This is a genomic window from Actinomadura rugatobispora (assembly GCF_055379765.1).
Window position 1 is genome coordinate 74,034 of sequence record NZ_AP029191.1, and the last position, 24,202, is coordinate 98,235.

Genomic DNA, 24,202 nt, shown 5'->3' on the forward strand with positions numbered 1-24,202 from the left:
GACAAGTAGGAAAACCCGGCTAAATTACATGCATCATGTAACCGCCCCCTGCGAGGTGCCGTGCTCCCCGACCGATCCCGCCTTCCCGAGATGGCTCCCGTCGTCGCCGGGGACGCCCTGGCAGAGCAGGCGTACCTGCGCCTGCGCGAGGCGATCCTGCAGCGGAGGCTGCCGCCCGGCGCACGGCTGTCGGTGCCCGCGGTGGCCCGGCGGCTCGGGGTCAGCCGCAGCCCGGCCCGGGAGGCGATCGCCCGTATCGCGGGCGAGGGGCTTGCCACCTTCGTCCCGCGCAAGGGCGCCGTCGTCGCCCTGATCACGGCGGCGGACCTGCTGGAGATCTACGAGCTCCGGGAGGTGCTGGAGGGGCTGGCCGCCCGGCTGGCCGCCGAGCGGGTCACCGAGGACGGGCTGGCCGACCTGGGGGCGCTGCACACCCGGCACCGCGCCGCCATCGAGGACGGCGACGTCGCCCTGCACATGGAACTCGACCAGGCGTTCCACCGGTCGCTCCGGGTGGCCGCCGGCAACGGCCGGCTGCTGGAGCCGCTGGACCGGCTGCAGGCGCAGGTCCGGATCGCGATGGACACCACGCGCCGCTCACCGGGCGGGATGCCGCGGGCGCTCGCCGAGCACGAGGAGATCCTCGCCGCCGTGCGGGCGCGGGACGCCGCGCGGGCGGAGGCGGTGGCCCGCGCCCATATCGCCCGGCTCCGCGCGAGCATCGCGACCTCCTACCGTCCCGGCGTGCCTCCGGACGACGGCGGCCGGGTCCCCTCATCGACCGACGACGTTGCGAGGAAACGATGACATCCACTCCGACGGCGGCCCGCGCGCCGGCGCCCGAGCGGCCGCGGCGCGGCCGCCCCGGTCGCACCGGTCGCCCCGGGCGGCCGCGCGTCCGGGCGGGCCTGGAGCGCGCGGGCTACGGGCTCGCCGGCTTCGCGCTGATGATCGCGGCCTGGTACGCCCTGCACGCCTCAGGCTTCGTCGCGGCGGGCCTCCTGCCGCGCCCGGACGAGGTCGTCGCCGCGGCCTGGCGCGGGTTCACCGGGCAGGGGCTGCTGCTGGACGTCCGGGTCAGCGTCACCCGGGTGTTCCTCGGCGTGGCGATCGGCACCGCGGCCGCGGTCCCGGTGGGCTTCCTGCTGGCCTGGTACCGGCCGCTGCGGGCGATGCTCGACCCGCTGATCGGCTTCTTCCGCGCGCTGCCGCCGATCGCGCTGATCCCGCTGGTCGTCGTGTACTTCGGGATCGGCGAGCCGGCCCGGATCTCGGTCCTGGTGTACGCCTCGTTCTTCACCGCGGTCATCGTCGTGCACGAGGGCATCGCCTCGATCGACCCGCTCTACATCAAGGCGGCGCGGTCGCTCGGCGCCTCCCGGACCGAGGTGTTCACCCGCTGCGTGCTGCCGCTGTCGGTCCCCCAGTTCCTGGTCGCGGTCCGGGTCGCACTCGGGGTGTCCTGGGCGACGCTCGTGGCCGCCGAGCTGGTGGCGGCGCAGCGCGGGCTGGGCGCGGTGATCCAGAACGCGGGCAACTTCTTCAAGATCGACGAGGTGTACGTCGGCATCACCCTCATCGGGATCGTCGCGCTCGCCATGGACCGGGTGCTCCGGGTGCTGATGCGGAGGGCGACGCGCTGGCAGGAGAGGACGGGCGAATGAGCGGCGGAGCCGCACGGGAACACGAGGGCGGCGAGGCGCTCGCCTTCCGCGGGGTGCGCAAGTCCTTCAGCGGGCGGGGCGAGACCCTGCGGGTGCTGGACGGTGTGGACTTCGCCGTCGAGCAGGGCGAGTTCGTCTCCGTGGTGGGGCCGTCCGGATGCGGCAAGTCCACACTGCTCAACATGGCCGGCGGGTTCGAGTCGCCGGACGCGGGGCGGGTGCTGGCCGGCGGCGCCGAGGTCGGCGGTCCGAGCCCGGCCCGCGGCGTGGTGTTCCAGCAGTACGCGATCTTCCCCTGGCTGACCGTCGCCGACAACATCGCGTTCGGCCTGCGCCTCGGCGCGTGCACGATCCCCAGGTCCGAGCACGCGGCCATCGTCGCCCGTTACGTCGACCTGATGGGCCTGACCGGGTTCGAGCGGGCCTATCCGAAGGAGCTGTCGGGCGGGATGCGGCAGCGGGTCGCGATCGCCCGCGCCTACGCCCCCGACCCCGACGTGCTGCTGATGGACGAGCCGTTCGCCGCGCTGGACGCGCAGACCCGCGAGTTCATGCAGGAGCTGCTGCACGGGACCCAGCTGGCCGAGCGCAAGACGGTGCTGCTGATCACCCATTCCGTGGAGGAGGCGATCTTCCTCTCGCACCGGGTCGTGGTCATGTCGGCCCGGCCCGCGAAGGTCTGCGAGGTGGTGGACGTCGGCATCGGCATGCCGCGCACCGCCGAGACCAGGCTGACCCCCGAATTCATCGAGCTGCGCCGCCATCTTGAAGGGGTGTTGCGGTCGCAGTCCTCGAACCTCGAGAAAGGAACCGCGGCGTGATCGTCAACAGGCGGAGGCGGCGGCCGTTGCCGCTGGTCGTGTCGGTGCTCGCCCTGCTGCTGGCCGTCACCGGCTGCGCGCTGGAGGGCGACCCGGCCGGCGGTGAGACCGGGTCGGACGGCCTCAAGGTCGTCAAGGTCGGCTACCTGCACACGGTCGCGGTGGACACGCACCTGTGGCTCGGCCAGGTCAATGGAACGTTCGAAAAGCACGGGCTGAAGCTGCAGCCGGTCAAGTTCGACACCGGCATCGCCGAGAGCCAGGCGCTGACCGGCGGCTCCATCGACATCGCCATCATGGGCGCGGTCGCCGCCAACTTCCCCGCGCGCGGGCAGGGCAAGGTGTTCCTGCTGAACGACATCGAGTACGACACCGCGCAGCTGTACGTGCGGAAGGACTCGGGCATCGACTCGCTCGCGGACCTGGCGGGCAAGAAGGTCGCCACGACCGAGGGCACCACCGCGCACGTCTTCCTCCACAACGCGCTGAAGGCCGAGAAGGTCGACCCGGAGAAGGTCTCCATCGTCAACTCGCCGATGCCCGCCGCCGTGAACTCCTTCATCAGCGGCGCGGTTCCCGCGGTGGCGCTGTGGGTGCCGTTCGACCTGCAGGTCAAGAAGAGCGTGCCCGGCGCCAAGCTGCTCACCTCCGCGGGGAAGTACTACCCGCGGACCGCGATCGCGGGCGGGTGGGTCGCGCGCAACTCCTTCTACGAGAAGGACAAGGACACCCTCAAGAAGATCGCCGCCGCCTGGATCGAGATCAACGCGGCGCTCCTCGGCGACCCTGACGGCAGCCTGCGCAAGGTGCACCAGCACGCCTACCGGAACGACGCCCCGTTCGAGCAGGTCAAGCACGACTTCGGGTTCGAGAAGACGTTCACCGGCGACCAGTGGGCGACGTACTACGCCGACGGCACCGCGGCGGGCTGGCTCGGCCGCACCACCCGCACGTTCGTCGAGCTGGGCGGGCTCCCCGAGTACAAGGAGCCGTCCACCTACTTCGATCCGCAGATCTTCCTGAGCGCGCACAAGGAGGCCTCGTGACCACGACGATAGGCGTCATCGGGCTGGGCGCGATGGGCGGCCGGGCGGCCGTCCGGCTGGCCGCGGCCGCCCCGACCCACGGGCACGACCTGGCTCCGGAGCGGGTCGCCGCGGCGGCGGAGGCCGGGGTGGTCCCCGCGGGCGGCGCGGGCGAGGTCGCCGAGCGGGCGGACGTGCTGGTCCTCTCCCTCCCCGGCCCCGACGACGTGACCGGGCTCGCCGAGCGGGTGCTGGCCGGGCGGCTCCGGCCGGGCAGCGTCGTGGTCGACATCTCCACCATCGATCCGGACGGCGCGCGGGCGGCGGCGCGGGCCGTGGAGGCGGCGGGCGCCGCCTACCTGGACGCGCCCGTGCTCGGCCGTCCCGACAAGTGCGGGAACTGGACGCTCACCGCCGGGGGCGACCCCGCGGCCGTGGAACGGGTCCGGCCGCTGCTGGAGGGCACGATCGCGCGCGCCGTCGTGCGCGTCGGGGACGTCGGCGCCGGAAGCGTGGTGAAGCTGCTGAACAACCTGATGTTCGGGGCGATCAACGCGGTCACCGCGGAGGCCCTGGCGCTCTGCGGGCCGGCCGGTGTCGACCCGGAGGTGTTCGCGCGCACCGTCGCCGACTCCGGTGCCGCGACGGTCAGCAACCTGTTCCGCGAGCTCGCCCCGAAGATCATCGCGGGTGACCACACGCCGGCGTTCGCGCTCGGGCTGCTGGAGAAGGACAACCGGCTGGCGCTGGCGCTGGCCCGGGAGAACGGGACGCCCGCCTTCATCGCCACGGCGGTGGACCAGGTGAACCGGCTGGCGCTGTACCGGGGGCTGGGGGCCGCCGACACCGGCGCCGTCCACCGCCTCTACACCGAGCTCGCCGCCGCACCGGAATCCGGCGCGGCGACCGGCGCGGACGCGTCCGCCGGCGGGACCGCGTGACCGTGCCCTCCTGGATGCCGCTGCCGATCGACGAGGTGCGGGTCAGGGTCTTCGAGGCCCCGCTCCCCGATCCGGTGCGGATGTCGTTCGCGGCGCTGGCCAGCCGGCGCGCCTGCGTGGTCGAGATCCGGTCCGGCGACCTGACCGGCATCGGGGAGAGCTGGGTCAACCACCCGGCCTGGGCGTGGCGCGAACGGGTCGCGACGCTGGAGGAGGGCGCCGTGCCGGTCCTCCTCGGCGCGGACGCCCGCGACATCGGCGCGCTGCGCCGCCGGCTGACCGCCAGGCTGCTCCCGCTGGGCCGGCAGTGGGGGGCGCCCGGACCGGTGTGGCAGGCGATCAGCGGCGTGGACATGGCGCTGTGGGATCTGGCGGGCAAGGCGGCGCGGCGCCCGCTCGCGGCACTGCTGGCGGCCCCGGACGGCCCGGACGCTCCGCTTCAGGAGGTGCCCGTCTACGCCAGCGGGATCGGCCCCGACCGGGTCGAGGAGCTCGCCGAACGGGCGGTGGCCCGGGGGTTCCGCGCGCTGAAGGTCAAGATCGGCTTCGGGGAGGAGCGGGACGTGGCGATCGTGCGCGCGGCCCGCGCGGCGGCCGGCGACGGGGTCGCGCTGTTCGCGGACGCCAACCAGGCCTGGTCGGTGCCGGAGGCCGTCCGGATGTGCGCGGTGCTGCGCGACCACGGCGTCCAATGGTGTGAGGAACCGGTGGACGGCAACGCCCTCGCCGACCTCGAGCACGTGCACGCCGAGACCGGGATGCCGCTCGCGACCGGCGAGAACGTCTACACGCTCGACGCCTTCACCCGCTACCTGGCCTCCCCCGCCGTCGCGCACGTCCAGCCCGACACCGCCAAGACCGGCGGCGTCACCACCGCGCTCGCGGTCGGGCGCGCGGCGGCCGCGCACGGCACCGGGTTCAGCCCGCACTGCTACTCGGGCGCGCTCGGGCTCACCGCCGCCGCCCATGTGGCCGCGGCGGCCGGCGCCGCGTGGGTCGAACTGGACGTCCGGGACGACCCGCTGCGGACCGAGCTGACCGTCCCGCCGCCCGAGGCGTCGGGCGGGGCGCTGCGCGTCCCGTCCGGGCCGGGGCTCGGCGTGACGATCGACGAGGAGCGCGCCGCGTCCCGCACCGTCCATTCCGCGCGGTGGACCGCGCGCTGACCGCCTCGAACACCTCGGATACCTCGGATACCTCGGATACAAGGAGTTGGTTCTGCATGAGCTTCGACGTCGTGCCCGGTGCCCGGTTCGGCGGCGGCGCCCTCGGCGGCGGCGACCGGCTGGAGGTGGCCGACCCGCGTGACGGCGAGCCCTTCGGCGCGGTCGCGGCGGCCGGCGCGGCCGACGCGCGCACCGCCGTGGACGCCGCTGCCGCCGCCCAGCCCGGGTGGGCGGCGACGCCCCCGGCCGAACGTGCCCGCCGGCTGCGGGCGGCCGCGGACGCCCTCCGCGATCCCGGCACCGCCGAAGACCTGGCTCTGCTGGTCACCAGGGAGAGCGGCAAGCGGCTGGCCGAGGCGCGGGCCGAGGTGGGCTTCTCCGCCGCGTTCCTGGACTGGTTCGCCGACGCGGCCGTCGGCCTGCACGGCGAGCAGCGGCTGACCGCCGGGCGCCGCTTCCTGATCGGGCACCGGCCGCTGGGGGTGGTCGCGGCGGTGACCCCGTGGAACTTCCCGCTGTCGATCCCGGCCCGCAAGGTCGCCGCCGCGCTCGCGGCCGGGTGCACGGCCGTGCTCAAGCCGTCGGAGCTGACGCCGCTGTCCGGGCTGCGCTTCGCCGAGATCCTCGAACCCTTCCTGCCCGCGGGCGCGCTGACCACCGTCGCCGGGGCCGGAACGGAGGTGACCGGCGCGCTCCTGGACGACCCGCGCGTGGCCGCCGTCAGCTTCACCGGCTCGACCCGGGTCGGCAAGCTGATCGCCGGACGCGCCGGGGCCACGCTCACCAAGCCGCTCCTCGAACTCGGCGGCCGGGCCCCCTTCATCGTGCGCGCCGACGCCGAGCTGGACGCCGCCGTCGAGACCCTCCTGGTCGCGAAGTACCGCAACAACGGCGCGTCCTGCATCGCCGCCAACAACGTGCTCGTCCACGAGAGCCTGTACGGCGGCTTCGTCGAAGCGTTCACCGCCCGCTCCCGCGCGCTGCGCGTGGGGGACCCGCGCGACGAGGCGACCGATCTCGGCCCGGTGATCGACGCCTCGCACGTGAAACGGCTCGACGCCCTCGTCCAGGAGGCGCGGGCGGCCGGAGCCGACGTCCGGCAGGACGGGGACGTCCCCTCCGCCGGATCCTTCGTCGCCCCGGCCGTCGTGGCCGATCCCGGCGACGACCTGCCCGTCTGGACGGAGGAGGTCTTCGGCCCTGTCGTCGGCGTGCGCCCGTACTCCGACGAGGACGCGCTGGTCGAGGAGGTCAACGGATGGGACTTCGGGCTGGGCGGTTACGTGTGCGGCGCGGACGCGGCGGCCGCGGCCGCGCTGGCCGAGCGGCTCCGGATCGGCATCGTCGGGATCAACAACGGCGCCCCGAACTCCCCCGAGGTGCCGTTCGGCGGGTTCGGGCTGAGCGGCTACGGCCGCGAGGGCGGGCTGGCCGGTCTCCTGGAGTTCACCGCACCGCAGACCCTCTCCATCGCCCGCCCGTGACCCGCCGGCACGCCGGCGGGCCCGTCAGAGCAGCCGGTCGATGGTGATCGGCAGGGAGCGGATCCGGCGTCCGGTGGCGTGGTGGACGGCGTTGGCGACGGCGGCGGCGATGCCGACCAGGCCGATCTCGCCGACGCCCTTGGTGCCGATCGGCGTCGCCCGGTCGGGCCCGCCGGCGAAGAACACGTCCATGTCCGGGACGTCGGCGTTGACGGCCACCAGGTAGTCGCCGAAGGTCGCGTTGGCGATGCGGCCGGTCTCCGCGTCGGTGGCGGTGTCCTCGAACATGGCCTGGCCGATGCCGCCGACGGTGCCGCCGACGATCTGGCTGGTGGCCAGTTTCGCGTTGAGGATGCGGCCGCCGTCGATGCCCGACACCACCCGCGCCACCCGCAGGAGTCCCAGGTCCGGGTCGACGCGGACCTCGACGAACTTGGCGCCGAACGCGCCGGCGACGGCCATCCCGAGGTCCTCGGAGCCGGGCGGGGTGCTCCGGCCGTCGGCGCTCAGCCCCTCCAGGCCGTGGCGGGCCAGGATGTCGGTGTACGCCTCGCCTCTGCGCGGGTCGCCGGCCAGGTGGATGCGGCCCTCGCTCACCGCGACGTCGTCGATCCCGGCTCCACGCAGGGGCGAGCCGGGGTCGGCGGCGGTCAGGTCGAGGAACTCCCCCACCAGGCCGCGGCAGGCCGCGTGGACGGCGTTGCCGAGGGCGCCGGTGAGGCCGGAGCCGCCGGCCTGCGGCGAGTAGGGCAGGTCGGAGCTGCCAAGGTCGAACCGCACCTGCGCCGTGGCCAGGCCGAGCAGGTCGGCCGCCAGCTGGGTCATGACCGTGTAGGTGCCGGTGCCGATGTCGGTGGCCGCGCTGCGCACGTACGCCGACCCGTCGCGGTTCAGCGAGGCGCGCGCCTGGCACGGCGCCTGGTAGGCGGGGTAGGCGACCCCGGCCAGGCCGTAGCCGACGAGCCAGCGGCCGTCGCGCATGCTGCCCGGCTCCGGGCTCCGGCGTGACCAGCCGAAGCGCTCGGCGCCGCGCTCGTAGCACTCGCGCAGGGCGTTGCTCGACCATGGCAGGCCGGTCGGCGGGTGCTCCTCCGCGAAGTTCCGCAGGCGGAATTCGAGCGGGTCCATGCCGATGGCGTGGGCGAGTTCGTCGATGGCCGACTCCAGGGCGAAGTTGCCCTGGCCCTCGGCGGGGCCTCGCATCGACCCGGGGCACGGGATGTTGAGCCGTACCTGCCGGTCGCGGGTGCGGGCGTTGGGGCAGGCGTAGGAGACGGCCGAGCCGAGCGACACCGGTTCGTAGTCCTCGTCGTCCATCGCCACCGGCGAGACGCCCTCGTGCTCGACGGCGACGAGGTCGCCGGCGGCGGTGGCGCCCAGCCTGATGTGCTGGACGCTGCTGGGCCGGTGCCCGACCGCCGTGAACATCTCCGGCCGGGTGAGCACCAGCTTCACCGGCCGTCCGATCCGGCGGGCGGCCAGCACGGTGAGGACGACGTGCGGCCACATGCGCAGCCCGGCGCCGAAGCCGCCGCCGACGAAGGGGGCCAGGACCCGGACCCGGCTCTCGGGGATCTTGAAGATCGCCGCGAGCGAGGTGCGGACGTTGTGCGGCCACTGGGTGGACTCGTGGACGGTGAGCGCGTCGCCGTCCCAGGCGGCGACCACGGACATCAGGCCGAGCGGGTTGTTGGTGTTGTCGGGGGTGGTGTAGGTGCCCTCGACCACGGCGTCGGCCGCCGCGAACCCGGCCCGCACGTCCCCGCGCTCGTGGTCGAGGTTCCAGGGGTTGACGAGCACCTCGGCGTCCGGCTCGTCGATGCCGAGCAGGGCCCTGGCGGGCTCGTAGTCGACCCGTACCAGCGACGCGGCGTGCCTGGCCTGCTCCGCGGTGGTGGCCGCCACGACGGCGACGTGCTGCCCGTAGTGCAGGATCCGCTCGTCCTGGAGCGGGGCGGGCGGGGACGGGCCCAGCAGGGTCGTCGGCCCGCGCTCCAGCCTCGGCGCGTTCAAATGCGTGATGACGGCGAGCACGCCCGGGGCCGCCTCGGCCTCGGCGGCGTCGATGCCGCGGATCCGCCCGGCGGCGATGGTGCTGCGCACCAGGGCGGCGTGCGCCATGCCCGGACGGTCGACGTCGTTGGGGTACTGCGCCTTGCCCGTCACCTTCAGCGGGGCGTCCACGCGGTCGATCCCCGCGCCGATGACCGGGCGCGTCTCCAGAGTGGTCATGATGCGGCTCCCGCGGCCATCTCCAGCGCGCGCACCAGCGTGCGTCCGGCCAGATCCACCTTGAACGCGGTGCCGGGCAGCGGCCTGGCCCCCTCAAGGGCGGCCTCGGCCGCGGCACGGAAGGCGCCGCGGTCCGCGGGCGCGTTCCGCAGGAGGTCCTCGGACTTCCACGCGCGCCAGGGGATCGTGCCGACCCCGCCCAGCGCGATCCGCGCCCACCGGACGACGCCGCCGTCCACCGCCAGGGCCACACCCGCGGAGGTGAGCGCGAACTCGTAGGAGACCCGGTCGCGGACCTTCAGGTAGCGGGACCGCGCCCCCTCCGGCAGCAGCGGCACCTCGACCTCGGTGATCAGCTCGCCGTGTCGCAGCACGTTCTCGATGTGCGGGGTGCTGCCGGGCGGGAGGTAGAACTCGGTCAGCGGGACGGTCCGCCGGCCGCCCACCCCCTGGATGTGGACGAGGGCGTCGAGGGCCGCCAGGGGGACGGCGAGGTCGGAGGCGTGCAGGGCGATGCAGTGGTCACTGGTGCCCAGGATGGCGTGCATGCGCTGGATGCCGTCGATGGCCGCGCAGCCCGATCCGGGGTCGCGTTTGTTGCAGGCCGGGACGGTCGGGTCCCGGAAGTAGCGGCAGCGGGCCCGTTGCAGCAGGTTGCCCCCGATCGTCGCCATGTTGCGCAGCTGGGTCGACGCCCCCAGCAGCAGCGCCTCCCGGACGAACGGCAGCCGCCGCCCCACCACCGGATCGGCGGCGAGCTCCTCCATCGTGGTCAGCGCGCCGATCCGGACCGCGTCGTCCAGGTGCGTGACGCCGCCCAGCGGGAGCCTGGTGATGTCGAGGAGCCGCCCGGGGCCGAGCACGCCGTCCTTCATCAGGTCCAGTTGCGTGGTGCCGCCGGCGAGGTAGGAGGTGTCCGGGTCGGCGGTGGCCACGGCGACGGCCTGCTCGGTGTCCGCGGCGCGGGCGTATTCGAAGGGGCGCATCGTCAGCCTCCCGCCACGACGTCGCGGATCGCCGCGCGGATGTTCGGATAGGCGCCGCAGCGGCAGATGTTGCCGCTCATGAATTCGCGGATGTCCTCTTCCGAGCCGGCCCGCCCCTCGCCTATCAGTGCCAGCGCCGACATGATCTGACCCGGCGTGCAGTAGCCGCACTGGAACGCGTCGTGCCGCGCGAACGCCTCCTGCACGGGGTGCGGCGCCCCTCCCTCCGAAAGGGACTCGATGGTGGTGACCTCGCGGTCCTCGCACTGCGCCGCGAGCATCAGGCAGGCCACCACGCGCCTGCCGTCCACCAGCACCGTGCAGGCCCCGCAGGTGCCCTGGTCGCAGCCCTTCTTCGCCCCGGTCAGGGCCAGATGGTCGCGCAGCGCGTCCAGCAGGGTCACCCGGGCGTCGAGCCGCAGCCGGTGAGACCGGCCGTTGACCTTGAGAGTGATCTCCACCCGGGGGACCGCGGGCGCCGTCTCTTCCATCCTCATCGTGCCTCGATTCCGAACTCTCCAGCCGGACTCGCGAGCCGGGCTCGTGCCGCCTCGTGCCGCACATGAAAGAAGACCTCGCCCAGCGCGGAATTTCCCCGAGCCGACCATCGGTCCTGGTCGAGCGGCCATCGTCCCCTAGATAACCGGCACCTCAGAGCGATAAACCGAGGGCGGGAATCCGACCCGACCGTGAAATTCAATGGCATCCCATAAAGGGTTCAACGGGACCTCGATCAGTCCTCTCAGGGAGTGGATTCGGTGGCGGCGAGGGTCAGGGCCCCGACCAGGCCCGCGCGGGGGCCCAGGGCGGACGAGCGGACTCGGACGCGGTCGCTGATCGCGGGCTGGGCGAAGCGGCGCAGGGACTCGCGGATCCCCTCCAGGAGGGGGTCCCCTCCGGTCGCGAGCTCGCCGCCGATGACGAGCATGGCGGGGTCCAGGGCGTTGCACAGGTCGGACAGGACGCGTCCGATGCTGCGCCCCGCGTCGGCGACGATCCGGGCCGCCACCGGGTTGTCGACCAGGGCGTCCAGGGAGAGGTCGCCGGGCCGTTCGGGAAGCGGCAGGCCCGCCGCGGTGAGCTGCCTCCACACCTCGTCGATCGACACCACCGACTCCAGGCAGCCGCGCTGCCCGCACCGGCACTGCGCCCCGCCCTCCTGGATCAGCGTGTGCCCGATCTCCCCGGACGCCCCGTACGCCCCGGTGTAGCGCCTGCCCGCGAGGATCAGCCCGGCCCCGATGCCGTGCGACGCCTTGACGTACACCAGGTCGGACACGTCCCGTCCGGCCCCGTGCGTGTGCTCGGCCAGCGCGGCGAGCTCCGCGTCGTTGGCGATCAGGACCTCGCCGCCGAGCCGGTCGGTCAGCTCCTCCCGGGGCCGGACCCCGGCCCAGCCCGCGAGGATCGTGGCCGACTGGATCCGGCCGGTCTCCTGGTTGATCGGTCCCGGGATCCCCGCCGCCGTCCGCAGCACCGAACCGGCCGGGACGCCCGTCCGGTCCAGCAGGTCGGCGACCAGGGCCGCCGCCTGGTCGAGCGCGTTGCCCGCCGAGGCGTCCACGTCGAGGGGCACCCTGCCCTCGGCGACCACCTCCTGCGCGGTCGAGGCGAGCACCGCCGAGATGTGCGTGTGCCCGAAGTCGATCCCGACGAGATGTCCGGGAGGGCGGCGCGGCGACAGCCGTGACGACGGTCTGCCGCGTCCCGCGTGGTCGCTGGCCGCGTGCTCGTGCACCAGCCCTTCGGCCAGCAGGCCCCGGACGATGCCCGCCACCGTGCTGGGCGCGAGCCCGGTCCGGCGGCTCAGCTCCTGCCGGGTCGCGGGGAAGGACTGTTTCAGCGCGTCGAGGATCGCGCGCCTGCTGCGTTCGATCCGCTGGTTCGGTGGGTTGGCCACCGGCCGAGGGTAGCGAATTACGACGCTGAACATACTAATTAGTCAAGATTAAGAGCGTTGACCGGAATCTTTTGTCGATCTACGATCACGGAGCCTGTCGTGGAGCGTTCTAAGTCGCTCCACCCACCCCCGGCAGAAGAGGCGTGCATGAAGCGTGAAGCCACGGCGTGGCGGAAAAGACGGACCGGAGTGCTCGCGATGACGGCGGTCCTCCTGGCCTCGGGAGGGATCGCGACGGCCCCGGCCAGGGCCGAGAACCCGCCGCCCGCCGGCGGCCTCGCCGAGGTCGCCGCCGAGGGCGCGCGGGTCGTCACGTCGCCGGACGGTGATCTGCGGGTCGCGATCGCCACTGAAGACGGGCGCCTCACCTACAGCGTGCGCGACCGCGACAAGGTGCTCGTCGGCGCGTCCGGACTCGGCGTGGATCTCCAGGGACGCCCCAGCCTCACGCGGGACATGTCCATCGAGTCCGTCGAGCGGCGCACGATCGACGAGACGTGGAAGCCCGTCTGGGGAACCTCCGCCAAGGTCAGGAACCACGCGAACGAGCTCACCGTCCACGCGGTCCAGGACGTCACGGGGTTCAAGCTCGACCTGGTGTTCCGGGTCTTCGACGACGGGGTCGGCTTCCGCTACCGCTTCCCCGGCCAGCCCGGCCTGGACGCCTACACCGTCACCGCCGAGCAGACCGAGTTCACCCTCGATCCCGTCGCGCGGAGCTGGTCGATCGCCGCGGGCCGGACCTGGACCGCCGACGAGCAGCACTACCGCGACCTGCCCCTGTCCGGCGTCGCGACCGCCCAGACGCCCATCACCGCCGCGCCCGCCGCCGACTCCTACGTGGTGGTGCACGAGGCCGACCTGACCGACTACCCCAGCATGACGCTGAAGGCGGTGCCGGGACGGCCCGGCCGCTTCTCCAGCGACCTCATCGGCCTCCCCGACGGCACCAAGGCCAGGCTGGACGGCGAGTTCTCCACGCCGTGGCGCACCCTGACCGTGGGCGGGCGCCCCGGCGACCTGGGCGAGTCCCATCTGATCGAGAACCTCAACGACCCGTGCGCGGTCTGCGACGACACGTCCTGGATCAAGCCCGCGACGTACACGGGTGTCTGGTGGGAGCTGCAGCGCCGGCACACGACCTGGAACGCCGGGCCCAAGCACGGCGCCACCACCGCGCGCGTCAAGCAGTACATCGACCTGGCCGAGCAGGCGGGCGCGAAGTTCGTGCTGGCGGAGGGCTGGAACACCAACTCCGGCGGCTCGTGGTCGGGCCAGGACTTCCTGACCCCGCAGGCCGACTTCGACCTCCCCGAGGTGCTCCGGTACGCGGCGTCGAAGGGCATCGGCTACATCGCCCACAACGAGACCCGTGGCGACGTCGACTACTACGACCGGAACCTCGAGAAGATCTTCTCTCGCTACGAGGAACTCGGCATCCATGCGATCAAGACCGGCTACGCCACCAAGTTCCTGCTCGGCGGGGTCAACCGCAGCCACTACGACCAGGAGGCCGTCCGGCACTACCAGCGGGTGATCGACGCGGCGGCCCGGCACCGCATCACGGTCAACGCCCACGAGGCGATCAAGCCCACCGGCCTGTCGCGCACCTACCCGAACATGATGACGGGCGAGGGCGTCGCGGGCATGGAGCAGCAGAACTACATGGGCGCCGGCGGCAACCCGCCCGCGCAGGCGACGATCCTCCCCTTCACCCGGTTCATGGGAGGGCCCGCCGACTACACTCCCGGCGTCCTCAACGTGACCTGGGACCCGGCCCGGCTCGGAACCCGCGTCCAGACCACCTCGGCCGCACAGCTCGCGCTGTATCCGACGTTCTTCAGCCCCATGCAGATGCTCGCGGACACCCCCGAGAACTACGCCGCCCACCCCGGCTTCGCCTTCCTCAAGGACATGCCCGCCAGTTGGGACGAGACCCGCGTCCTGGACAGCGCCATCGGGGACTACACCGCAACGGCCCGGCGGAAGGGCGACACCTGGTACCTGGGCGCGATCACCGACGAGAACGACCGGACCCTCCAGGTGCCGCTGTCGTTCCTCCCGCACGGCGCCTTCGTGGCGGAGACCTACGCCGACGCCCAGGAGACCACCTGGAAGGGCGACCCGCTGCCGGTGGAGATCCGCAGGACGCTCGTCCGATCGTCCACCCGGCTGTCGATGTCGCTGGTCGCGGCAGGCGGCCAGGCGGTCAGGATCAGGCCCGCGACCGCCGCCGATCTCGGCGACCTGCCCTGGTACGCCCCGCCCCGCGCGGAGCACGGCACCCCCGAGGCCGTGCTGGACCCGTCCACCCGGCAGCTCACCGTGAAGGCTCCGCTCTCCAACGAAGGCAGCACCGTGGCCGAACTCCAGGCCCGTGTCTTCATCGACGGCCGCGCCGCCGGCGAGGTGCGGCGCGTCCGCGTCGCGGGCGGCGGGACCCGGACCGTCGAGTGGACGATCCCCGCCGCCGAGGTGCCGGACCAGGACTTCCGGGTCGCGGTGGGCGCGCCCGGCGGCGAACGCGGTGAACCGGTCCGGGTGGCGCAGCCGCGTTCGCTGCTCGGGCTCGTCCGGGACCTGCGGAAGTCCGGCGAGGTGTCGTCGTCCGCGCTGGCGCTCCTGCAGCCCGCGATCAACAAGTCCGAGACCATGCTCCGCCACGGCGACACGACCGGCCGCCTCCTGGCCCTCCAGGACATGCGGCTGGCCCTGTACGGCCTCCCCCTCGCCGAGGTGACCGCGCAGGCCCGCACCGCCATCGACGACCGGCTCTCCGACCGGCTCGGCGAACCGCAGGGGCTCCTCTCCCTCGCACTGAAGGTGCGGCGGGCGGCCGACGCCGGGTCCCTCGACCCCGCGCTGTCCGGCAGGCTCACCTCCGAGGTCAAGGCCGCCATCGCCGCGGCGGTCGGGAACGACCCGGCGGCGATGCGGGAGGCCCTCAACCGGTTCACCACCCTGGTCGAGGCCGGGCCGGTGCCCGGGGACGTCGCGGCCGGTCTGCTGGCCGCCGGCCGGATGCTCTCCCTCTCGCCGCGCCGGATCGAGGCGGAGTCGGCGCAGCTCGTCAGCGGCGCGTGCCTGCGCACCAACCACCCCGGCTACACCGGCACCGGCTTCGTGGCCTGCCTGAAGACCAAGGACAGCGGCGTGCGGTTCACCGCCCCGGTCACCGCCGACGGCGTCTACACCGTCCGCGTCCGCTACGCCAACGCCATGGGCGCCACCCAGACCATGACCCTCGCCGGTGGGACGCGGTCCGTGCAGCTCCGGCTGCCCACCCTGCCGACCTGGGACACCTGGTCGGAGCACCCGGGCGCGGGGCAGAAGATCAGCCTTCCGCTCGGCCAGGCCACCCCGCTGGACTTCGTGTACGGCCCGGACGACAACGGCAACGTCAACCTGGACTCCATCACCCTCGAACCCGACCCGGGCGTCGTCCGCCGCTGAACGGTCGCGCCGGTCGCCGCGGAGCGGCGGCGACCGGCGCCGCCGCTAACGGATCAGCGGATCGCGGGGCAGGCCGAGGATCCGCTCGGCGATCTGGTTGCGGGTGATCTCCGAGGTGCCGCCCGCGATCGACATCGCCCGCGACCCCAGCCGCGCCAGCCCCGCGACCAGCCCGAGGCCGTCGCCGAACGCCGTCTGCGGTCCGGCGAACTCGGCCAGCAGCGCGGCGGTGGCGTGCCCGTGCTCGGCCAGGACCAGCTTCGTGATGTTGCCCTCCGGCCCCGGCTCGCCCCCCGCCACGGCCCGCTCGGCGCTGCGCAGGTTGAGCAGCTTCAGCGCCCGCTCCTGCGCCGCGTGCGCGCCGATCCGCTCCGCCGGGACGAGGTCCGTGTGCTCGGCGTACAGCCGCACGACGTCCGGCCCGGCCGGCCCGCCGACACCGCCGCCGATGCTGACCCGCTCGTTCCCGAGCGTCGCCCGCGCCACCTTCCAGCCCTCGTTCGGCGCGCCCACCACGTCGTCGTCCGGGACGAACACGTCGGAGAGGAACACCTCGTTGAACTCCGAGCCGCCCGTCGCCTGCCGCAGCGGCCGCACCTCCACGCCGGGCGCCTTCATGTCGATCACCATCATCGTGACGCCCGCGTGCTTGGCCGCCTCCGGGTCGGTGCGGACGGTGGCGAGGCCGCGGCGGCTGTAGTGCGCGCCGCTGGTCCACACCTTCTGCCCGTTGACGCGCCAGCCGCCCTCGACCTTCACCGCACGCGTCCTGACGGCGGCCGCGTCCGACCCCGCGCCGGGCTCGCTGAACAGCTGGCACCACACCTCGTCGCCCAGCAGCGCGGGCCGCACCCAGCGGTCGATCTGCTCCTGGGTGCCGTGCTGGACCAGCGTGAGGATGTTCCAGCTCGTGATCCCGTACGAGGGCCGCTTCACCCCCGCCTCGCGGAACTCCTCGTCGATCACCAACTGGAGTCCGGCGCTCGCCTCCAGACCCCACGGGCGCGGCCAGTGCGGCTGCACGTACCCGGTGTCGATCAGCCGCACGCGCTGCTCGGCCTCGGGCAGCGCGGCGATCTCGCGGGCGAGCGCGCGCACGTCCGCCCGCGCGTTCTCGGCCTCCGGCGGCAGGTCGAGCTCCGTCTCCCGGACGACTCCCGCGACGCGCAGCCGCGTGACGTCCCGCGCCGCCTCCCGCGGATCGAAGATCGCCTCCAGGGTCGCCGCGCGCCGCAGCAGCAGATGCGCGTCGTGCTCCCAGGTGAACCCGATCCCGCCGTGCACCTGCGTGTTGAGCCCCGCGTTCCTGGTGAAGGCGGGCGGTGCCAGCGCTCCGGCGATGGCCGCGGCCAGCTCGAACTCGTCGGCCGGGCCGGACGCCGCGCGGGCCGCGTCCCACACCGCCGCCGTGCCGAGCTCCGCCGCCACCAGCATGTCCGCGCAGTGGTGCTTGACCGCCTGGAACGTGCCGATCGGCCGCCCGAACTGCTCGCGCACCTTCGCGTACTCGACGGCGCGCTCCACGCACTCCAGCGCCCCGCCGACGGCCTCCGCCCCGGCGAGCGTCCGTGCGACGGCGACGGCGTGGGCGCGCGCCGACGGCAGGACGTCCGCCACGCTCGCGCCGTCGAGCCTGACGCGGGCCGACCGCCGGGACGGGTCGAGGTTCGGCGGCACCTCGACCTCCACGCCCGGCGCGTCCGTCCGGACGACGATCATGTCGTCGCCCGCGGGGAGCACCAGCAGCCGGGCGAGGCCCGCTCCGAGGACGACCCCGGCGTCGCCGGTCGCGGTCTCGCCGTCCACCGTGACCTCGCCGCCGACGCCGAGCGCCGCGGCCGTCCGGCCCGAGGCCAGATCGGGGAGGAGGCGGGCGCGCTGCTCGTCGGTCCCGCGGGCGGCGATCACGGCGGAGGCCGCCATCGTCGGCAGCATCGGCCCCGGCGCCAGGGCCCGGCCGAGCTCCTCCGCGACCACGACCAGCTCGGGGAGCCCGGCTCCCCCGCCGCCGTGCTCCTCCGGCAGATGAACCCCGAGCAGGCCGAGCTCGGCGAAGCCGTCCCAGAACGCCGGCGGCTTCTCCTCGTCGGCCTCCAGCAGCGCGCGGTTCGCGGCGCGCGCACCCTGATCGTTCAAGAACGCCCGGGTCGTCCCGGCCAGCTCGCGGTGCTCCTCGCCAATGGCGATCGCCATGGGCCCTCCCCTCATCGAGACCCCCATGATCGCGCCGCCGGGCCTCCTACTGAAGACCTTCCCCGAATCTGATTCGGTTATTTTGCGGACGAGCGCCGGCGCGGGCCGCCGCGGACCGTCCCGCGGGCCTTCAGCCCTTACGGCCGACGCCGCCGTACAGCCACGTGCCGACGTCCTTGAGCGGCTCGTCCTGCAGGTCGCCCTCGGGGTTCCACGCGTCGATGGTGACCAGGCCGGGCTCGACGAGGCCGAACCCCTCGAAGAACGGCGCGATGTCGGCCTTGGAGCGGAAATAGATCGGTGTCGGCGTGGTCGCGTAGACGGTCTCGATCTGCTCGACCGCCTCGGCCGAGTGCCCCTCGGTGGTGACGTGGGTCGCGGCCAGGTGGCTGCCGGGGGCGAGGGCGTCGCGCAGGGTCCGCATGACCGCGCCGCGCTCGTCCAGGGTGAGGAAATGGGTCATGGCGATCATCAGGACCCCGACCGGGGCGCTGAAGTCGATCAGCCCCGTCCTCCTGGCGTGCTCGAGGACCTCGGCGGGACGGCGCATGTCGGCCTGGGCCACGGTGGTGAACTCGTTGGTGGCGAGCAGGGCGCGACCATGGGTCAGCACGACCGGATCGCTGTCGACGTAGACGACGCGGGCGTCGGCGATGATCCGCTGGGCGATCTCGTGGGTGTTGCCGACGGTCGGCAGCCCGGAGCCGATGTCGAGGAACTGCCGGATCCCCCGGCGCGCCATGTACCGCACCGAGCGGCGCAGGAACGAGCGGTTCTCCCGGGCGAGCTCGCCGATCTCCGGCATCGCCCGCCTGACCTGTTCGGCGGCGTCCCGGTCGACCTGGAAGTTGTCCTTCCCCGACAGGTAGTAGTCGTACATGCGGGCGACGCTCGCCCTGGTCGCGTCGATCCCCGGTACGGGACCATCATCGGCCATGCACGGCCTCCCCTCGCGCTGCGCGCTCGACCGGTGCCGGCGACGCAGCGCAGCCGTCCGTGCACCGAAACGATCCGGCAAGATCATAAGGTACAACCTCGACATCACCCCCCGCTGCGGGAACACCACGGCGAACCGCTAGATCTTTCCGGGGGGCGGCCGGAGAAAGGGCACGGCGAAGGCGCGGCGGGACCCCGGCACGATCGAGGCGGCGGGAATCTGCGAGCATTGCGAAATGACGAGTACGCATGACTTCGAGGCGACGACCGCGGACGGCAGGCGAGTTCCGCTGAGCGAGTACGCGGGCAAGACGCTGCTCATCGTGAACGTCGCGAGCAAATGCGGGCTGACGCCGCAGTACGAGGGCCTGGAGTCGCTGTACCGCGACGCCGGGAGCCGCGGCCTGGAGGTCCTGGGCTTTCCGTGCAACCAGTTCAAGGAGCAGGAGCCGGGCACCGACGAGGAGATCCAGGACTTCTGCCGGACCACGTACGACGTCACCTTCCCGGTGTTCTCGAAGATCGAGGTCAACGGCCCTGACGCCGATCCGCTGTACCGCTACCTGCGCGCCGAGGCTCCGGGCGATTTCGGCCCGCAGTACGGCGGCTTCTACGACGCCATCTCCAAGATCCGCCCGGACGCCGACGGCACCGACGAGGTCAAGTGGAACTTCACCAAGTTCCTGATCGGCCGCGACGGCAAGGTCATCAAGCGCTACGAACCCCCCGTGCCCCCTTCGGACATCAAGACCGACCTCGAGAACTACCTCTGACGATCGCGCGACGCCGGGGCCGTGCGCATCACCACGGCCCCGGCACGCGACCTCCCCGATCCGGGACGCCGTTCAGCCGAAGGGGAAGTAGACGGCCTTGACGTTCTGGGGGTGGAGGTCGGTGGTGTCTCCGGAGGCCAGGATGTGGCCGCTGAAGGAGTCCGCCGCCAGGAGCTCTTCGCAGGGGCGGTCGGCGAGCAGGACGTGCTGGTCGGTCTTGTTCTCGATGCTGAAGATCCTCCGGTCCGAGGTCTCCTGAGGAGCGTCGTGGCAGCTCCGGGCCGCGGGGTCCTTGAGCTGGACCAGGTCGAGCACGAAGTGGTTGTCGTTGGTCGTGTCGATGATGTGGATGTCCAGGGTTCCGGTGGCGGCCAGGGCGGGTGCGGCGGGGACGAGGGCCACGGTGAGGGCGAGGGGCGGAGCGGCGAGTGCGGTGAACCAGCGGCTCACTTTTTCACCTCCTGGAGTCGGTTAAATACGGAGAGTAGTTTCCAGGGGTGAAAAGGCCTTTGGTACGCGCCGCCAGGTCACAAGCGCATGGCGCCGCGGCCATCCTGAGAATGCCGATTACCGCGCCATCTCGAGTGACCTGCGAACAGTCACGGACGGACGTGCAGTGCGGCCAGGCCGTGGAAGGTGCTGGAGGGCCGCCAATGGGGTTGCGGGTCGGTGGTCGTCAGGTTCGGGAACCGGGCGAACAGGCGCGGAAGGGCTTCGGTCGCCTCCAACCGGGCCAGCGCGGCACCGAGGCAGTAGTGGTGTCCGGCTCCGAACGCCAGATGCGGCTGCGGGGTGCGGGCGAGGTCGAGCCGGCCGGGGTCCGGCCAGTGGCGCGGGTCGCGGTTGGCCGCGTCGACGCGGATGACGACACGTGAACCCGCCGGGACGTGCGTGCCGCCCAGGTCGTGGTCGGTCAGGGCGGCGCGTCCGGCGAGCTTCACCGGGGTCTCGGCGCGCAGCAGCTCCTCGACGGCGCGGGACGGGCCGGCGTGCAGCGCGGGCACCTGGGAGCGGTCGCGCATGAGGGCCAGGGCCCCGTTGCCGATGAGGTTGGCGGTCGTCTCGTGCCCGGCGGCGAGCAGCAGGACGCAGGTCGCCATCACCTCCTCCGGTTCCAGCTCGGGCATCCGCAGCAGGGCGCTGACGAAGTCGTCGCCCGGACGGCGGCGGCGCTCGGTCAGCAGCGGCAGCAGGAACAGCATCAGCTCGTTGGACGCCCGCGCGCCGCGTTCGATGTCCTCGGCGGTCGGGGTCACCTCCAGCATCCGGACGAGCCCCGGCGTCTCGGCCCGGAACACCTGCGCGCCCTCGGTGCCCACGTCCAGCAGCTCGGCGATCAGCGCGAGCGGGATCAGGTAGGCGGCCTCGGCCATCAGGTCGGCCTCGTCCGCCTCGGCGAACAGGCCGTCCAGCACCGTCTCGACCACCGCGGCGACGCGGGGCCTGAAGCGTTCGAGGGCGCGCGGGGTGAACGCGGGGCTGAGCAGCCGGCGCAGGCGGGTGTGGTCGGGCGGGTCCATGAACAGCAGCACGCCGGGCGGGACGGCGGCGAAGACGTCGCCGCCCAGCGCCCGGGGGTCGCTGCTCCACCCGGGCCCGCGCAGGACCTGCGCGGCCTCGTCGAACCCCGACACCACGAATCCCTGGAGTCCGTCGTCCCAGGTGACCGGTTCAGCTGATGCTGCGACCGTCATGGCGCTCCTTCCAGAAGGTCTGGTCGAGTTCCCCGTACGGGGTGGCCGGAGGGCCGTTGCGGTCCCACTCGTTGAGGACGTCCAGCCAGGGTCCGGTGCAGCGCAGTTCGCCGAGCACCGCGTTCATGCCCATCTCGATCCGGGTCAGGAAGAGGAAGTCGGGCGGCAACGACACGCGCCGCAGCACGGGCCCGTGCTCCCCGCTGACGGAGAACGCGGTCTGCATGGTGCGGGCCGACTGTTCCGGCCCATAGGTGTGCGGCTGCGGCCCGACCACCGAGTGCAGGGTCGCGCGGAACCACGCCAGGAGGTCGGCGGGGCCGGGTGCGCCGTCGCCGTCGGAGGTGACGAGGCCCGCGTCGTGCAGCGCCCCGGCGAACGCGGCGGGATCGTCGTCCACGGCGGCCGTCACCATCGCGCGGATCTGCCGGATCTGGTGCGGGGCGAAGCGCTTGACGCAGCCGAAGTCGAGGAAGGTGACCGTGCCGTCCTCGTGGAAGAGGTAGTTGCCGGGGTGCGGGTCGGCGTGGAAGAGCCCGAGCCGGCGAAGCGAGCCGAGGGTGAACCGGTAGACGGCCTCGCCCCAGCGGTCGCGCAGGCCGGCGTCCGCGGTGAGCGCCCGCGACCAGCGCATCCCCTCGGCCAGCTCCATCGTGAGGACCCGGTCCGAGCACAGCTCGGGGACCACGTCCGGCACGCGGATGAACGGATGGCCCCGGTAGATCTCCGCGAACTCGGCCTGGTGGGCGGCCTCGGCCCGGTAGTCGAGCTCCTCGCCGATGCGTTCGGCGGCCTCGCGGGCGAGGGCGCGCATGTCCATCCGGGTCATGCTCGGAATCATCGAGCGGGCCAGGCTGAAGAAGCTGACGAGCAGCTCGGTGTTGGACAGGTCGGCGCGGATGGCCTCCTCCACGCCCGGGTACTGGATCTTCACCGCGACGCGGCGGCCGTCGCGCAGCGTCGCGGCGTGCACCTGCCCGATCGAGGCGGCGGCCAGCGGTTCGCGGTCGAACGCGGCGAACAGCTCCTCGGGCGGCGCGCCCAGTTCGACGGCGACCATCCCGGCGGCCATCGGGTACGGCATGGGCGGCGCGTCGTCCTGCAGCCGGGACAGCGCGGCCCGGTAGACGTGCGCGTACTCCCCCTCCATGGCCGGGCCGAAGCCGGCGAACGACATCAGCTGGCCGGCCTTCATCAGCACGCCTTTGGACCGGCCGAGCCGCTGCGCGTACCGCTCGGCGGCCCGGCCGTGGAACTCGGCGCCGCGCCCGCCGCGCAGCGAGGCGACGACCGCCTCGCCCGCGGTGCGGCCCGCGGCGCCGAGCAGGGGCGCGGCCCGGGAGATCCGGCCGCGCCGGGCGACGGGCGGCCTGGGTTGCTCAGTCATCGAGGAGTCCTCGTCAGTGGACAATGGCTTCGCCTAAGTGTTTACTTAGGCGCATGACGTCGTCAACCCCGACCCGGGACCGGATCATCGACGCGGCCATGCGGCTGTTCGGCGAGAACGGCTACCGCGGCACGAGCGTGGCGCAGATCGAGAGGGCCGCCGGGCTGACCCCCGGCGCGGGCGGTCTCTACCACCATTTCCGCACCAAGGAGGCGGTGCTCCGGGCGGGCATCGAACGCAACCTCTCCCGCCTGGACGCGCTGCGCGACATCCGCCGGCTGCTGGGCAACCTCGGCGACCTGCGCGCCGAGCTCACCCTCAGCGCGCGCTACGTGCTCGCCGAGCTGGACGACGAGCAGGAGCTGCTGCGCATCATGGCGAGCGAGGCGCGCAGCCGCCCCGAGATCGTGGAGGACGCCGTCCAGCAGCTCGTCCACACCACCTACACCGAGTTCACCGCCTGGCTGCGCGACAGCGCCGGGGTGCCGCAGGAGCGCGCCGCCGCCGTCGCGTCGGTGGGGCTCGGCGCTCTGTTCTCCAGCCGCATGATGTCCGGCCTGCTCCGCGTGCCCTCGGTCGGAGTGGACGACGAGATCTTCGTCGCCACCTGGGTCGAGATGATGTACCGCCTGCTCTCACCGCGGTGATCCCGCGTCGGCTGCGGCTCCCGCGCCGTCTCCGGCCACCGTCGGCCGCCTCCCGGGCCCTTCGTTCTCGTAGATTGGGGGCGGGTTCGGGGAGTGCGCCGGAGGTGCTGGTTGCTGGTTGCGGGCGCGGTGGTGGCGGGCCGGTACCGGGTGGTGGAACTGCTCGGCGAGGGCGGCATGGGCCAGGTCTGGCGTGGCGAGGACGTGCGGCTGGAGCGGGCCGTGGCGGTCAAGGTGCTGCTGCCGCACCTGCTGCACGGACAGGTCCGCGAGCAGGCGCTGTCACGGTTCGAGCGGGAGGGCAGGGCGGCGGCGCGGTTGTCGCATCCCAACATCGCCGCCGTCTACGACGTCGGTGAACACGAGGGCCAGCCCTACCTCGTCCTGGAGTACCTGCGCGGGCGCGATCTCAAGAGCCTGCTGCGCGAGCACCCCCAGGGGCTGCCGGTCGAGGACGCGCTGAGCTACGGCGCGCAGGCGGCCGAGGGACTGGCCACCGCGCACGCGGCCGGGATCGTGCACCGCGACGTCAAGCCGGCCAACCTCATGCTCGGCGGCGACGGGGCGGTGCGGATCTGCGATTTCGGGATCGCCCGGCTGCACGGCGCCACCGCCGGGCTGACCGGCGACCTGAAGATCGGCACGCTGGCGTACATGGCGCCCGAGCAGATCCTGGGCCAGGACGTCGACCACCGCACCGACCTGTACGCGCTCGGGGCCACTCTGTTCCAGCTGCTGACCGGCCGCCTCGTCTTCACCGGTGACGACGCCCGCGCGGTGATCGCCCAGCACCTGGCCGCGCCGCCGCCCGCAGCCCGCACGGTGCGGCCGGACATTCCGATCGCGGTCGAGGAGTACCTGCGGGCGTTGCTGGCCAAGGAGCCCGGGCAGCGGCCCGGG

At 73.2% G+C, this 24,202-nt stretch carries 19 protein-coding genes and 1 pseudogene; 11 read left to right on the forward strand and 9 right to left on the reverse strand.

What is annotated here, in order from left to right:
- Positions 1-90 precede the first annotated feature (90 nt).
- The 7 genes from ACZ466_RS00355 to ACZ466_RS00385 are packed head-to-tail and all read left to right on the forward strand — an operon-like array spanning position 91 to position 7,101.
- Positions 91-807 (forward strand): GntR family transcriptional regulator, encoded by a 717-nt coding sequence (locus tag ACZ466_RS00355; protein ID WP_378286793.1) that lies wholly within the window; start codon positions 91-93, stop codon positions 805-807.
- On the forward strand, positions 804-1,664 hold the full coding sequence (locus ACZ466_RS00360) for an ABC transporter permease (protein WP_464042599.1): 861 nt from the start codon (positions 804-806) through the stop codon (positions 1,662-1,664). The genes ACZ466_RS00355 and ACZ466_RS00360 overlap by 4 nt, the downstream gene beginning before the upstream one ends.
- Positions 1,661-2,485 (forward strand): ABC transporter ATP-binding protein, encoded by an 825-nt coding sequence (locus ACZ466_RS00365; protein ID WP_378289041.1) that lies wholly within the window; start codon positions 1,661-1,663, stop codon positions 2,483-2,485. The genes ACZ466_RS00360 and ACZ466_RS00365 overlap by 4 nt, the downstream gene beginning before the upstream one ends.
- Positions 2,482-3,531, forward strand: coding sequence for an ABC transporter substrate-binding protein (locus ACZ466_RS00370; protein ID WP_378289038.1), 1,050 nt, complete (start codon positions 2,482-2,484; stop codon positions 3,529-3,531). The genes ACZ466_RS00365 and ACZ466_RS00370 overlap by 4 nt, the downstream gene beginning before the upstream one ends.
- A complete protein-coding gene (locus ACZ466_RS00375) occupies positions 3,528-4,451 on the forward strand; it encodes an NAD(P)-dependent oxidoreductase (RefSeq protein WP_378289036.1) in 924 nt (307 codons plus the stop codon). Before ACZ466_RS00370 ends, ACZ466_RS00375 begins: the two co-directional genes overlap by 4 nt.
- Positions 4,448-5,617 carry a mandelate racemase/muconate lactonizing enzyme family protein gene (locus ACZ466_RS00380; RefSeq protein WP_378289034.1) on the forward strand — a complete coding sequence of 390 codons (1,170 nt, stop codon included), beginning with the start codon at positions 4,448-4,450 and terminating at the stop codon, positions 5,615-5,617. Before ACZ466_RS00375 ends, ACZ466_RS00380 begins: the two co-directional genes overlap by 4 nt.
- Positions 5,618-5,673: 56 nt before the next feature.
- Positions 5,674-7,101 carry an aldehyde dehydrogenase family protein gene (locus tag ACZ466_RS00385; RefSeq protein ID WP_464042601.1) on the forward strand — a complete coding sequence of 476 codons (1,428 nt, stop codon included), beginning with the start codon at positions 5,674-5,676 and terminating at the stop codon, positions 7,099-7,101.
- Between the two features lie 24 nt (positions 7,102-7,125).
- Here the strand turns inward: ACZ466_RS00385 and ACZ466_RS00390 are convergent, their stop codons facing one another.
- The 4 genes from ACZ466_RS00390 to ACZ466_RS00405 form a co-directional block, all read right to left on the reverse strand.
- A complete protein-coding gene (locus ACZ466_RS00390) occupies positions 7,126-9,333 on the reverse strand; it encodes a xanthine dehydrogenase family protein molybdopterin-binding subunit (protein WP_378289030.1) in 2,208 nt (735 codons plus the stop codon).
- A complete protein-coding gene (locus ACZ466_RS00395) occupies positions 9,330-10,319 on the reverse strand; it encodes an FAD binding domain-containing protein (protein WP_378289028.1) in 990 nt (329 codons plus the stop codon). Before ACZ466_RS00395 ends, ACZ466_RS00390 begins: the two co-directional genes overlap by 4 nt.
- 2 nt (positions 10,320-10,321) lie before the next feature.
- Complete coding sequence (locus tag ACZ466_RS00400) at positions 10,322-10,816, reverse strand: (2Fe-2S)-binding protein (protein ID WP_378289025.1); 495 nt, start codon at positions 10,814-10,816, stop codon at positions 10,322-10,324.
- Positions 10,817-11,061: 245 nt separating this feature from the next.
- A complete protein-coding gene (locus tag ACZ466_RS00405) occupies positions 11,062-12,219 on the reverse strand; it encodes an ROK family transcriptional regulator (protein ID WP_378289023.1) in 1,158 nt (385 codons plus the stop codon).
- Positions 12,220-12,417: 198 nt separating this feature from the next.
- Here ACZ466_RS00405 and ACZ466_RS00410 point away from each other — a divergent pair, with 198 nt between their 5' ends.
- Positions 12,418-15,672, forward strand: coding sequence for a glycoside hydrolase family 97 catalytic domain-containing protein (locus tag ACZ466_RS00410; RefSeq protein WP_378289021.1), 3,255 nt, complete (start codon positions 12,418-12,420; stop codon positions 15,670-15,672).
- Positions 15,673-15,717: 45 nt separating this feature from the next.
- On the opposite strand, the gene ACZ466_RS00415 is transcribed toward ACZ466_RS00410, so the two are convergent.
- Entirely contained in the window at positions 15,718-17,865 is a 2,148-nt protein-coding gene (locus tag ACZ466_RS00415; protein ID WP_378289019.1) for an acyl-CoA dehydrogenase, read from the reverse strand.
- Between the two features lie 130 nt (positions 17,866-17,995).
- Positions 17,996-18,802 (reverse strand): SAM-dependent methyltransferase, encoded by an 807-nt coding sequence (locus tag ACZ466_RS00420; protein WP_378289017.1) that lies wholly within the window; start codon positions 18,800-18,802, stop codon positions 17,996-17,998.
- 235 nt (positions 18,803-19,037) lie between these two features.
- Between ACZ466_RS00420 and ACZ466_RS00425 the strand changes: the two genes are divergently transcribed.
- Entirely contained in the window at positions 19,038-19,574 is a 537-nt protein-coding gene (locus tag ACZ466_RS00425) for a glutathione peroxidase (RefSeq protein WP_378289015.1), read from the forward strand.
- A gap of 72 nt (positions 19,575-19,646) precedes the next feature.
- On the opposite strand, the gene ACZ466_RS00430 is transcribed toward ACZ466_RS00425, so the two are convergent.
- The 3 genes from ACZ466_RS00430 to ACZ466_RS00440 all read right to left on the reverse strand — a co-directional run bounded on the left by ACZ466_RS00430 (position 19,647) and on the right by ACZ466_RS00440 (position 22,655).
- Positions 19,647-20,024, reverse strand: a complete 378-nt coding sequence (locus ACZ466_RS00430; protein ID WP_378289013.1) for a hypothetical protein — start codon at positions 20,022-20,024, stop codon at positions 19,647-19,649.
- Between the two features lie 149 nt (positions 20,025-20,173).
- On the reverse strand, positions 20,174-21,268 hold the full coding sequence (locus ACZ466_RS00435; protein WP_378289011.1) for a cytochrome P450: 1,095 nt from the start codon (positions 21,266-21,268) through the stop codon (positions 20,174-20,176).
- Entirely contained in the window at positions 21,246-22,655 is a 1,410-nt protein-coding gene (locus tag ACZ466_RS00440; protein WP_464042606.1) for an ABC1 kinase family protein, read from the reverse strand. The genes ACZ466_RS00435 and ACZ466_RS00440 overlap by 23 nt, the downstream gene beginning before the upstream one ends.
- A 53-nt stretch (positions 22,656-22,708) precedes the next feature.
- Here ACZ466_RS00440 and ACZ466_RS00445 point away from each other — a divergent pair, with 53 nt between their 5' ends.
- A complete protein-coding gene (locus tag ACZ466_RS00445) occupies positions 22,709-23,302 on the forward strand; it encodes a TetR/AcrR family transcriptional regulator (protein ID WP_378289007.1) in 594 nt (197 codons plus the stop codon).
- A gap of 153 nt (positions 23,303-23,455) precedes the next feature.
- Positions 23,456-24,190: pseudogene (locus tag ACZ466_RS00450) on the forward strand (serine/threonine-protein kinase); the annotation flags it as partial.
- Positions 24,191-24,202 lie beyond the last annotated feature (12 nt).